Below are 12,506 nucleotides of genomic sequence, written 5' to 3' on the forward strand. Positions count from 1 at the left end.
GCCTGATTTTAATGTTCAAGCGGATTATTTTATGTTTTATCTACAGCTTCAGCTTTGATAGGGCATCAGCTAGGCTGTTGTTGATATTGTCATCCTTTTTTTCCTGCTTCTTTATATACTGTGCAACTTCCCTTTTACCCAACTTGTCCTTTTCCTTCTTCTTTCTTTCCTCAAATTGGGAAAGCTTCTCCCTGTAACCACAGGAGCATGCAAATATCCTGTCATCTCCCTCTCCCCTAAGCTCCAGCTTCTTTTTGCATTGAGGGCATCTTGCATTAGTCACTGTTGAAATTGTCTTCTTGTGGCCGCATTCCCTATCCTGGCAAAGGTACATCTTTCCTCTTTTTGTCTTTACCTCCAGCATGAACTTTCCGCACTGGGGACATTTTGTCCTGGTCAGGTTGTCATGTCTGAAGGTCTCCTGGCTGTCCTTGATTTCCTTTGTGACCTTCTTGGCGTATTGGATGATGTCTCCCATAAAACTGTCCTTGCTTAGCTTCCCTTCTGCTATCTCTGAAAGCCTCCTCTCCCATCTTGCCGTAAGGTCGGGTGATTTCATATCCTGGGGAACAAGCTGCAGAAGCTGTTTCCCCTTTCCGGTAAGAAGGATTTCCTTTCCTCTGTGCTCAATAAGGTAGCTACTGAACAGCTTCTCTATAATATCCGCCCTGGTTGCTACTGTACCGATCCCTCCAGTATCGCTGATTATTCCCTTCAGCTCCTGATTGCTTGTTGACATGTATTTTACTGGATTCTCCATTGCTGACAGCAGGGTACCCTCAGTGAACCTACCTGGGGGAGTGGTCTTGCCTTCTGTTCCATAAATCCTTTTCACAGGCAATACATCCCCTACCTTGCGATCCGGCAGCTCCTGGGTTTCCTCATCATCATCTGCTGCAAAGACCTTCCTGAAGCCCATGTCCAGAACCCTTCTCCCTTTTGCAAACACCTCATGTCCCTCTATGTCCCCAGTCAGGGTGATCTCCTCATACTGGTACGGTGGATAGAGAACGCTTAAGAATCTCTTGACCACCAGATCAAGTATCTTCTTCTCCCTGTCGTTTAATAGGGAAAGCTCAACCGGCTGTTCTGTAGGTATTATGGCATGGTGGTCCGAGACCTTCTTGTCATCCACAAAGGACTTGTCGGCCTTGATTGTGTTTTTAAGAAGTGGTCTGGCAAGATCCCTGTAGCTACCGGTGCTTATGGCCTTTATTCTATCAGGAATCGTCTCCACAATATCTCTTGTGATGTACCTGGAGTCAGTTCTGGGGTATGTTAGGACCTTGTGGTTCTCGTAAAGCCCCTGCATTATGGACAGGGTTTCCTTGGCGGAGAAGCCAAATCTGCTGTTTGCATCCCTTTGCAGCTCAGTAAGGTCGTATAGAGCTGGAGCGTATTGCTTCTTGTTTTTCTTCTGAAGGGACGTCACTTTTAATGGCCCTTTTTTCATGGTCTCCATTGCCTTGTCCCTTGAAGGCCTGTCAAAGGTTTTTATGTCATTGTTTGCCGGATTTCTCCAGGTGAGAGTGATTCCATCTGCTTCCACCTTTATTCCGAAATAATCCTTGGGGACAAAGCTCCTGATTTCTTCCTCCCTGGTTGCAATCATCTGCAAGGTTGGGGTCTGAACCCTCCCGCAGGACAGGGGAGTGTTATATTTCACCGTCAATGCCCTTGTGGCGTTGATACCAACGTACCAGTCAGCCTCAGCCCTTGCCTGGGCCGATGCGTACAGGTTCTCGTAGTCCTTTCCGTTCCTTAGCCTTGCAAACCCATCCTTGATGGCCTTGTCTGTCACGGAGGATATCCATAGTCGTTTTATGGGTTTTCTGGACCCAACCTTTTCCAGTATCCACCTAGCGACAAGCTCTCCTTCACGACCAGCATCTGTGGCAATTACAATTTCTCCAACATCCTTTCTGTTCAGTGCTTCCTTAACGGATTGGAACTGCTTTCCGCTGCCCTTGATTACCTGCAGCTTCATTGGACTTGGCAGCATTGGAAGGTCCTCCATGTTCCAGCTCTTGTAGCTCTTGTTGTAATCCTCGGGCTCGGCAAGGGTTACCAGATGTCCAAGAGCCCATGTAACTATATATTTATCCCCTTCCATGTAGCCATTTCTTTTTATGTTCGCCCCAAGAACCCTTGCAATGTCCCTTGCGACAGATGGTTTTTCAGCCAATACCAATTTTTTCATCTTCTCTTCCTTTCAATCCCTGGTTACTTTACCTAGCTGTCCTTTTCCTTTTCTATCATCTCAGCCTTTTCAGAAAGGTAAAGCCACCTTTCCATCATTTTCTCCTGTTCCTCAAGCAGCTCTTCCTTCTTCTCCATAAGCTCCTGCAACCTGGTGTATTGAGACGCTGCCTGGTGCATTTCACCATCAACCTGATCTATCTTTTCCTGTAGCTCCTCCAACTCATCCTCAATGGTCTCCCATTCCCTGGCTTCATTGAAGGAAAACTTCAAGGCCTTATTCCTGCTGCTGGATCTCTCCCTCTTTGGTTGCTCCTCCTTCAATTCCTTCTTTTCCTCTTCCTTCCATATGGCTCTGAAGAAATCGTAGTTGCCTGTAAATCCCCTTACCTCTCCGTCCCTGAGCAGAAACACCTTTTCTGAAATCTTGTCCAGCAGATATCTGTCGTGGGATACAACAATAACCGGGCCTGGAAACTCTTCCAGATAATCCTCCAGAATCTGCAAGGTCTGGATGTCCAGGTCATTTGTTGGCTCATCCAGGAGAAGTACGTTTGGGGATTCCATCAGCACCCTTAAGAGATAGAGCCTCCTTTTCTCCCCTCCTGAAAGCTTCTCCAGAGGAGTGTACTGCTGGTCAGGTGGAAACAGGAATCTTTCCATCATGGATGAAGCTGAAATTTTGGTGCCATCTCCTGTAGTGATGAACTCCCCACCGTCCCTGATGTATTCAATGGCCCTCTGGTCACCATCTATGAATGGAGTCTCCTGCTGGAAAAACCCGATCTTTACGGTTTCTCCGATTTGCAGCTCTCCAGAATCCGGTTCCAGAAGCCCCCCCATTACCTTAAGAAGAGTTGTCTTCCCGGTTCCATTTTCTCCAAGTATGCCAATCCTGTCATCCCTTAGAAGGGTGTAGGTGAAGTTTTCAAACAGCCTTATATCCCCGTATGATTTGCTGACTTCCTTCAGTTCGATTATTTTCTTTCCAAGTCTTGTGGTTCCTACAGATATCTGCATATCAGCGGTGGACAGGTCCAGCGCCGATTCCTCCAGGGCGTTGAACCTCTGGATTCTGGCCTTCTGCTTAGTTGTTCTGGCCTTTGCACCCTGCCTCATCCACTGAAGTTCCTTTTTGTAAAGGGACTTTCGCTTATCCTCCATGGTCTTTTGATTCTCTTCCCGCTGAAGCTTCATTTCCATAAAATGTGAAAAGTTTCCCTTGTAGGAGTACAGCGAGCCACCTTCAAGCTCCATTATCTGATTTGTGACCCTATCCAGAAAATATCTGTCGTGGGTGACCATAAGGAGAGCCCCCTTCCTTTGAAGGAGTCTTTCCTCCAGCCATTCTATTGTCTGGTTGTCCAAGTGGTTTGTGGGCTCATCCAGGATCAGGATATCCGATGGCCCAATAAGGGCAGCTGCCAGGGCTATCCTTTTTCTCTGTCCACCTGAAAGATCACCAACCCTGGTGCTGAAGTCGGTTATCTGAAGCTTTGTAAGAATGGTCTTGGCGTCAGCCTCAAGTGCCCATACTCCATGGGTATCCATAAGACCGGTTAGTCTGATTATCTCCTTCTGATCAGAACCACCCTCCAGAGCCTTCCTATACTCCCTAAGGATCCTCATTGAAGGCCAATGCCCCTGGAATACCTGGTCAAGAACTGTCGAATCCTGATCGAATTCCGGGTTCTGGGGCAGATAGGATATGGTAACATCCCTTCCCTTTGTTATGGTCCCTGAGTCCCGTTCCTCCACTCCAGCCAGCAACTTCAGAAGGGTTGATTTTCCAGTGCCGTTTATTCCCACCAGACCTATCTTGTCCCCTTCGTTTATCCCAAATGTGACATTCTCCACAAGTGTTTTTTCAACGTATGATTTTGATAGATTTTCAACTGTCATCAGTACCATTATTTCAATCCTTTCACATATCAGGCGGAAGTAAGCACCTGCTCACTCCAGCTACCCCTTTTATAAATATACAATCCGAAAACAACCACCAGGAGGTTGCTGAAAACCATGGAGAACCAAATTCCTGTTGGACCTATATCTGTAAAGTTCTTAAACAGAAGTATCAAAGGAATCCTAACAAGCCAAAGCCTACCAATTTCCATGGCCATGGAGTACTTTGTGTGTCCAGATCCCTGAAACACACCCTGGAAAACACTGAACATTCCCATCATAGGCGTGGAGAAGGAAATCCAGCTCAGGTATACGATTCCCTGGGTAATTACGTTTGGGTCATCCTTTGACTGAATGAAGAAGTTCACTATTGGTTCCCTGAAAAGGAACATCACAAGCCCCCCTCCTATTCCAAGGGTCAGGGTGAGCAGGCTGGCCTTTCTGAAGGATTCCCTCACCCTATCGTAGAACCTGGCTCCGATGTTCTGTCCTATGACGGCCGTCAAGGCTGCACCTATTCCCATTGCAGGCTGCATTATCAGTGATGTTATTCTGTTTACCATACCAAATGCCGCCATTGTGGCTGTTCCGTAGGATACTATGAACCCGTTCAGTATAATGAATCCAAATGCTGCTCCCGACTGACCGATCGCTGCGGGAAATCCTATCCTTGAAAGCTCCCTGAGAATCTCACCGTTGAACCTGAAGCCCTTGAAATCAGGTCTTAGGGCATTGTCGTGTCCCAGAATCAGCCTTACTCCATAAATGGAAAGAAGAGCTCTTGAAAGAAGAGTTGCCCAGGCAGCTCCTGCTATCCCCCACCCAAAGGTGAATATGAAGATAGGATCCAATATCATATTTAGAATTGCTGAAATGCCACTTAGTACGGTTGGGGTTATGGTATCTCCCTGTGCATTCCTTATGGAATTTATGTTGTAGAACAGGAAGAGGAAGGGAAGATCCAAAAATGTGATCCTTAGGTATATGTTTGAATAAACCGCCAGATCCCCTGTTCCTCCCATGGCCTTTACAATCATGGGTGTGGCAGCAACCCCAAATATCGAAAAAAAGACCGACAGCACCACAGAGATCCCTATAAGCTGAGCTGCGTATTCCCTGGCCCTTTCCTCCCTGTCTGCACCTACCAGCTGTGAAAGTATTGATGTTCCTGCAACTGAGATCCCAATGCCAATGGCTATGAACAGAAAATTCACCGGAAACACAAATGCCGTAGCTGCAAAGTGGACCGATGAGATCTTGCTTACCCAGATACCGTCCACCAGATTGTACATGGTCTGTATCAGGTTGTTTATCATAATTGGCAGAGACAGTGTCACAAGAACCTTGTATATGTTACCTTTGAGTATCAATTCCTTCTTGCTGATTTTCAATTTAGACCTCCGAAATATTTCATTATCATATCCATTATACCAGTGTTTGCAAGAAAAATGTACCTGCAGAAAAAAATAAGGTATGGAACCTGTCCATACCCCATTTGTATCTATTCTTCAATTATTGCACTAAGGGAGTTCTTTTCCTTCATTACCTTGACTCTCTTTATTATCATAAAGCCCAGCAACAGTATTCCCACATAACCGTTTATAACATAGATTATATTCACAAGTCTGTCAAAGGGAACCCTTAGACCTATGAACACCCCAATGGCTGCAAAGACCACTGTCAGAAGCCTGAATCTGCTTGTCTTCTCCTCGGCAAATCTAGACACCACAGTCCAGAGCAATGGAACAGATGTTGTATAGATCCCAGCTACAACTATAAAGGAAAACACTATTGCAAGGGTTCCGCTGATATTCTCTGCAAGTATAAGGGAAGGTACCATTGTCCCTGCAAGCTGTTCAATGTTAGCCATTATTCCAAGTGTAATGATGATCAGTCCCACACTGAAGCCCAAGGCCCCCATGCTTGATCCCATTATGGCCTCCCTCTTGCTTATTGAGGTGGCACCCATGGAAGCCATAAACGCAGCCAGCCATAGCATACAGAATCCGACATAGGACCCGGCAGCATAGAACCAGTTTGTGGATGCCTTCATAAGTGTCAGCTGTGGAATCACCAGTTGTGCTTCAGTAATTCCAGTGGGGTTCTTGATGATTGCAGATACCCCCAAAAATATTGTCAATATTACTATTGCAGGACCTATTTTACCTATTACATCAACAATTCTTCCAAGTCCGAATACAACGGTAGCCACAGCCAATACTCCTATCAGAACCCCGCCAAAGGTTTCCGGCAGACCGTACTGCTGGTTTATGGCGGCCCCTGCTCCACCGATCATGACAATGAATGACATGTATATGAAGGCTATGGAAAAGTAGTCATAGAAGGTACCCACAACATTACCACAGTAGTACCTGTAGATTTCATTGCCCTTCTTGAACTGTTTTTCCTGCCCCACCAGCATGAAATCCGCTCCTACGTACAGGAACAATAGGAATACGACGACTACCCCCATTACTCCGCTGTATCCGTATGAGCTGAAGTACTGCAGAACCTCCTGGCCTGTTGCAAATCCAGAACCTATCAGAAATGCTATAAATGCACCTGCATAAGAGATTACCTTGCCCCATCTTATATTTTTCTCCATTCCAGTCCACCATCCTTTTAGATTGGCTGGAGGTCAGTTGACCTCCAGATTAGAAGTAAGTAGTCTCCTCTACCTCTGTGCCAAGAGCGGTTATGGCTCTTCTTACAAGCTTCTCTCTCAGGTCTTCCTCAACAACCTTTGAAAGGTTTGGATTTCCAACAGGATAAGGTATTGCAATTGTTGGTACTATCCTGTTTGCTCCAACAGACTCTGATATGGTGGTTATGGTTGACATGTGAACTATAGGAATTCCATATCTTTCAATTTCTTTTACCATCGTTGCACCGCAACGTGTACAGGTGCCTCAGGTTGAGGTAAGGATCGCTGCATCAACTCCAGCTTCCTTAAGCTCTTTTCCTATTTCCCTGCCAAAGGTGATGGAATTTCCAACTGATGTTCCCGTTCCTGTTGTGGTATAGAAATACTCATATACCTCTCCAATAAGTCCTTCCTTCTGGAATTTCCTCATCATATCAAGAGGTGCAACTCTGTCAGGCAGCTCATTTGCGTAAACCGGATCATATCCACCGTGAATTGTATAGAATTCTCCCTCCAGGGAGTCTTTGCCCGCAATGTTGTACTTGCCCCACTTCTGGGCACTTGCTGATTGAATTCTGTCAGGGTTTCCATTTGGAACGATTCCACCACTTGTAACAAGTGCGATTTTAGCCTTGGAAAGATCATTGATTGCGGCAGCTGGCTCCACCCTGTCAAACACAGGCATTGGAAGCTCTGACTTGAACTCCTCTCCCTTGAATCTTGCAAGTAGCATCTCCACTGCTCTCTCAGATCCCCTCTTGTCAGAGAATACAGTAAGTCTCTTGCCTTGAGCAAAGTAGCCTTCATCCTCGGGATAACCCAGCTTCTCTCCTTTAAGCATCTTCTTTGCCAATTCCGACATTGTAGCCAGTGCCTTTTTCATCCCTGCTGCTGAATCCGCTGTTTCAACAACAATAGCCTTTGTTCTGCTTGATTCAAGACCTGGGTTCTCTGCGTACATTCCAGTGATGACAGGAATCTTCAGCTCATCGGCGACAACCTTTGCAACCCCTGCACATGCCATTCCATACCTGCCTGCATTGAATGCCGGTCCGGCAACAACAAGGTCGGGATCCTTTTCACTTACGGCATCTATGATGAACTTTACAGCTTCCTCATTATTCTCGTTGAAGTAGTTGTCTCCACAGATTATTGTGCCTACAACCTCTACATCCTCTCCCATCAGCTGGTCAAAACCAAGAGCCGGACCTACCTTTTCGTCCTTCATCACTGGTGCCATCCCAGCCTTGTCTTCTCCTCCAACCTGTCCAAAAAACTGATTTACATAATATAGTACCTTATATGACATTTCCAGAACCTCCTTTTAGTAAAGTTCAACTGTTAGATTGTGGTATCCAATCTCAGAAGTAGCGCCTATAACGGCGTTAAGTTCACAAACCATGCTTCCGTCCTCCTGCAGGCAGCCTTCCCAGCCTCCGGCAAGTGTTGCAATTGCCTCTGCGCTTCCTATAACCCTGTCAGCAGGCTCAAGCTCGACAACGTGGCTTACATTACCTGTGGATATAACCGCTACGGCCTCAGGAGTGGTGTCGGCCAATGGTTGGCTCATTCCGTCCCAGCCTGAACACTCATCAGTTATAAGCACAGTCTTGATTCCTGAATCCTCTAGTCTCTTGCAGATCATCAGCAGGTCTGAGTCAGGATTTCCATAACCTTCCTCTGAAACCACAACTCCGTCAACTCCAAGAGTCTTGCAAAGCTTTGCCGTGTAGTCACAGGTTCTGAATTTACCCTCAAGGGTAGTGAGCTCAGGTGTCAGGATTACTCCAACAAAGTTGATATCCTTGCCGTGTCTGTTGTACAGGTCAAGGATTGCTGAGTTGTTCTGGTGCTGGTAGGTTGTGATCTTGTCACATGCAGCTACACAGTTTCCACTGATTACAGCTCCGTCAAGCTCCTCGTTTGGATGGATCAGGGTTGGAAGGATCTTCTGGCTGTTTACGCCATATATGTATCCATCATGTAGAAGGCCCTGTGAAATAAGCATCTCAACATATGCCACCTTTGGAAGGTCGGGATACTTGCTTGTCTCAGTGAAGATGTCGTCCATCGCATACCTATCAACAGTTGATGCTTCAGCGTCCTTTCCTGCCTTGCCTATGAGCTCTGCTGCCCTAAGGCCTGCAACCCTTACTGTTGCCTCGTGAGTGTGTGGATCAAGTCCCTCTACAGGCTCTATATCAACAACAATATTCAAGGTCTTTGAGAATGGTGTCCACTTGGCACCCTCGCCCCACATGTCGATTACGCCTTCCTGGAATCCAACGATGTCTCCGATTGTTACCACTGCAACTCCGTCAAGCACATTAACCTTACCGGATCCAAGCTGTACCATTTCTGATGTTACTCCAGGAAATCCATTTCCCTTTCCTTCAACTTTGATCCTAGGCTGAATTACATCCTTGACTGGAATGATTCTAGTCTTTTCTCCTGGTTTTGCAATATCAACCTTGATGCTCTTTACATTCACATCCTCCATAAGCTCATTGATGATATCCTGCTTGCATACAGTCAGAACTCCGTCCTTCACTCCGGTCTCTTCTCCGAAAACTACATCCTTGATTTCAATCTTTCTTAGCTCCAGATTCATTTACTGCACCTCCTGAATTTTTTCTCTTTGTATGATACCATGCTCCTTTATTGCCTCCTTAAGTAACTCAAGGTCAATTCTCGCATAGTCATCAGCGTTTACATAGTCAACATTTCTGTTGGCTGTACTTCTTCTAAAGGTGTCAATGCTGCTTTCAATGGTCAAGGCATAGACTTCCTTGGTTTCGGATCTTTCAGCGCCTACAAGTACTGACCTGTAGGGTGAGAACAGCATTCGCATGCTGGCTCCAATGGGATGGCTGATCAGCTGGTGACCCTCATATACAAGATCTCTTACCTTAAGAAGAACATCCTCAAAGGACCCATCCACCACCATTATCTCTCCCAAATCTTTCCCGACCACGGGGTTATTTGTTACAACTACAAAAGCCTGTTCCATAACATTCCTCCAATCCAGCTAGAACAAGGATTACAATGACATTCAATTCCGACAACTTCACTATTGTTATCTTTTTATCATTGTGTTCTTGTTTATTATTGTACTTGTTTTTCTTATGTATTTCAAGTGCATTTTATAAATATTCTAAATAATTAAACAAAAAAAATATCACCATCAGGTTCAAACCTGATGGTGACTTGTTATGGTGCTTCTAGAGCATTTCTTTTTTTATTTTCATGACAAACTGATCTATGTGTTCCCTTGTATATCTTTCTGCATCATCAACATTTCCCGACTTGATGGAATCCAGTATTTTTCCCAAGGTATCAGTGAAGAGTTCGACCTCATCGAAATAGTTTTCAGCATAATGCCACAGCCTCTCAGTCTGATAGTGAAGTCTGGTGAGTATCTCCTCCAGCCAAGGATTTTCACAGCTTGAATAGATTATTTCATGGAATTTCTCATCATCATCTATTGCCTTCTGATAGTCGGTTGGGATATCATAGTTGTTCAATCTCTCCAGTATGTCCTCAAGCTCTGCTATGCTTTCATCGCTGATCCTCTCCACAGCCAACCTGGTGGCAAAAGCATCAAGCTCCCGTGTAACCTCAAATACTGATTTCATTTTTCTGAAGTCCATAGGCGCAACCTGTGCTCCAAATCTTGGAATTATATTCAGTAGCTTGTCTGCCATAAGCATCTGGAAAACTCTTCTTATTGGAGTTCTGCTAATTCCAAACTCATCAGCAAGATCTATTTCATTCAACACCTGCCCTGGTTCATAATAGAGGTGAATGATTCTATCCTTCAATATCTCGTATATCTCCTCGGCTTGTATCTTATTGTCTCCCATTCTACCAAACTCCTTCAAATAATTTCGTAATTTTCCCCTGTTTTTTATTATAGCATGATTCAGGGATTGATTTCATCATATTTGGGAAATATTAAAACAAAAATGAGCAGATTCTCTAGGAATCTGCCATTTTTCTTATCTTAGAGTACCTTTGCCTGTCCTTTGTATATCTGACCGGTAGCTGAATCAACCGTCACAATATCACCATTTGAAAGCTCGCTTGTGGCTCCATCCACTCCCACTACAGTCGGCTTGTTAAGGTTAAGTCCAACTATTGCTCCATGGGATGTAAGTCCACCTTCCTCTGTGATTATGGCTCCGGCTCTTTCCATGAACTTGACCATATCCTTGTAGGTTGCTCTACATACCAGGATATCTCCATCCTCAAAGGTAGACAGGAGGTCCTCCTCTGAGTTCCCTATTATGACTCTACCTGTTCCAACACGGCTGCCGATTCCCATTCCTCGCATAAGAACCTTACCTATTGTGTGGACCTTTATCATGTTGGTGGTTCCAGCAAGCCCAACAGGTATTCCAGCAGTGATTACAACCAGATCCCCTTCATCAACAAAGCCTGCGTCCAGTGAGGATTTTATTGAAAGTTCAATGACCTCGTCTGTTGACTTGCTCTCAGGAGCAAGCACAGGGTATACTCCCCACTCAAGGGCCATTTTCCTGACCACTGATTTTTTTGTGGTTGCCGCAATGATTGGCGCCCTGGGTCTGAATTTTGAAATGGCCTTGGATGTATAGCCTGATGATGTTGCGGTTATTATTGCTTTGGCTCCAAGGTCTGAGGCTGTATTTACCGTGGCCTTGCTTATGGCATTGGTGGTGGTGATTTCATTGTCAATGGATCTTACCTTTAGCATCTCCTTGTAGTCAAGAGAGTTTTCAGTGTTGATTGCAATGTTGTACATTGTTCTAACCGACTCCAGTGGATACTTGCCTGCTGCGGTTTCCCCGGATAGCATGACCGCACTGCTTCCATCTATTATTGCATTGGCAACATCAGTTACCTCTGCCCTTGTTGGCCTTGGATTCCTTATCATGGAATCTAGCATCTGGGTGGCAGTAATAACTGGCTTGCCGGCCTTGTTGCACATTCTGATAAGATCCTTCTGGATCAGTGGGATCTCCTCAGTGGGAACCTCAACTCCAAGGTCACCCCTGGCCACCATTATTCCATCGCTTACATGGATGATCTCTGCAATGTTGTCAAGGCCCTGCTGGTTTTCAATCTTTGATATTATGTCGATGTTAAGGCCATCGTTTTCTTCAAGGATTCTCCTTATGTCATTTACATCTGATGCCTTCCTTACAAATGACGCTGCAATGAAGTCAACATCATTCTCTATCCCAAACTTTATATCAGAGATGTCCTTCTCTGTCAGTGCAGGCAGATTGATGTTTACATTGGGTACATTGACTCCCTTGTGGTTCTTCAATGTCCCTCCGTTCAAGGCCTCCATAACAATCTCTGTATCAGTCAGCTCCTTTACCCTGAACTCCACAAGTCCGTCATCGATAAGGATTATTCCCCCCACCTCAACATCCTTGGGCATACCCTTGTAGGTTACGCTTATTATTGTCTCATCACCAAGAATATCCCTTGTGGTCAATGTAAACTCCTGACCCTGCTGGATTTCAACCACGCCATCCTTAAAGTCTCCAAGCCTTATTTCAGGACCCTTTGTATCAAGCATTATGGCAATAGGCAAGCCCATTTCCTCTCGCACCTTCTTGACCCGGTCCATTCGAACCTTGTGCTCAGCGTGATCACCATGGGAAAAGTTCATTCTGCATACATTTACTCCCTGCTTAAACAGTTCCCTCAGCATCTCCTCGGATTCCGATGCAGGTCCGATTGTCGCCACGATTTTTGTTTTCTTCATCAT

9 protein-coding genes are annotated in these 12,506 nt (G+C 45.4%); all 9 read right to left on the reverse strand.

Annotated features, from left to right (window positions below; genetic code table 11):
* Positions 1–40 precede the first annotated feature (40 nt).
* On the reverse strand, positions 41–2,200 hold the full coding sequence (locus ACKVDP_RS01085) for a DNA topoisomerase III (protein WP_409226937.1): 2,160 nt from the start codon (positions 2,198–2,200) through the stop codon (positions 41–43).
* Between the two features lie 32 nt (positions 2,201–2,232).
* Entirely contained in the window at positions 2,233–4,110 is a 1,878-nt protein-coding gene (locus ACKVDP_RS01090) for an ABC-F family ATP-binding cassette domain-containing protein (protein WP_409226938.1), read from the reverse strand.
* 20 nt (positions 4,111–4,130) lie between these two features.
* Positions 4,131–5,492, reverse strand: coding sequence for an MATE family efflux transporter (locus ACKVDP_RS01095; RefSeq protein ID WP_409226939.1), 1,362 nt, complete (start codon positions 5,490–5,492; stop codon positions 4,131–4,133).
* Between the two features lie 110 nt (positions 5,493–5,602).
* The gene (locus ACKVDP_RS01100) at positions 5,603–6,706 is read right to left on the reverse strand and encodes a YkvI family membrane protein (protein WP_409226940.1); all 1,104 of its coding nucleotides are present in this window, start codon (positions 6,704–6,706) and stop codon (positions 5,603–5,605) included.
* A gap of 49 nt (positions 6,707–6,755) precedes the next feature.
* Complete coding sequence (locus tag ACKVDP_RS01105; protein ID WP_409226941.1) at positions 6,756–8,054, reverse strand: glycine/betaine/sarcosine/D-proline family reductase selenoprotein B; 1,299 nt, start codon at positions 8,052–8,054, stop codon at positions 6,756–6,758.
* Positions 8,055–8,069: 15 nt separating this feature from the next.
* Positions 8,070–9,356 carry a glycine/sarcosine/betaine reductase component B subunit gene (locus ACKVDP_RS01110; RefSeq protein WP_409226942.1) on the reverse strand — a complete coding sequence of 429 codons (1,287 nt, stop codon included), beginning with the start codon at positions 9,354–9,356 and terminating at the stop codon, positions 8,070–8,072.
* Positions 9,357–9,755 (reverse strand): GrdX family protein, encoded by a 399-nt coding sequence (locus ACKVDP_RS01115; protein WP_409226943.1) that lies wholly within the window; start codon positions 9,753–9,755, stop codon positions 9,357–9,359. It abuts the gene before it with no gap.
* Positions 9,756–9,966: 211 nt separating this feature from the next.
* Complete coding sequence (locus ACKVDP_RS01120) at positions 9,967–10,608, reverse strand: GntR family transcriptional regulator (protein WP_409226944.1); 642 nt, start codon at positions 10,606–10,608, stop codon at positions 9,967–9,969.
* Between the two features lie 140 nt (positions 10,609–10,748).
* Positions 10,749–12,506, reverse strand: coding sequence for a pyruvate kinase (pyk, locus tag ACKVDP_RS01125; RefSeq protein ID WP_409226945.1), 1,758 nt, complete (start codon positions 12,504–12,506; stop codon positions 10,749–10,751).

The organism is Gudongella ferriphila (genome assembly GCF_046224405.1).
In the GTDB taxonomy this organism is placed as follows: domain Bacteria; phylum Bacillota; class Clostridia; order Tissierellales; family Tissierellaceae; genus Gudongella.

Excerpts from the sequence above, each read along its gene's own strand:
- ACKVDP_RS01085 (WP_409226937.1), bottom strand. The coding sequence starts at position 2,200 with ATGAAAAAATTGGTATTGGCTGAAAAACCATCTGTCGCAAGGGACATT.
- ACKVDP_RS01090 (WP_409226938.1), bottom strand. The coding sequence starts at position 4,110 with ATGGTACTGATGACAGTTGAAAATCTATCAAAATCATACGTTGAAAAA.
- ACKVDP_RS01100 (WP_409226940.1), bottom strand. The coding sequence starts at position 6,706 with ATGGAGAAAAATATAAGATGGGGCAAGGTAATCTCTTATGCAGGTGCA.
- ACKVDP_RS01110 (WP_409226942.1), bottom strand. The coding sequence starts at position 9,356 with ATGAATCTGGAGCTAAGAAAGATTGAAATCAAGGATGTAGTTTTCGGA.
- ACKVDP_RS01115 (WP_409226943.1), bottom strand. The coding sequence starts at position 9,755 with ATGGAACAGGCTTTTGTAGTTGTAACAAATAACCCCGTGGTCGGGAAA.
- ACKVDP_RS01120 (WP_409226944.1), bottom strand. The coding sequence starts at position 10,608 with ATGGGAGACAATAAGATACAAGCCGAGGAGATATACGAGATATTGAAG.
- pyk (WP_409226945.1), bottom strand. The coding sequence starts at position 12,506 with ATGATGAAGAAAACAAAAATCGTGGCGACAATCGGACCTGCATCGGAA.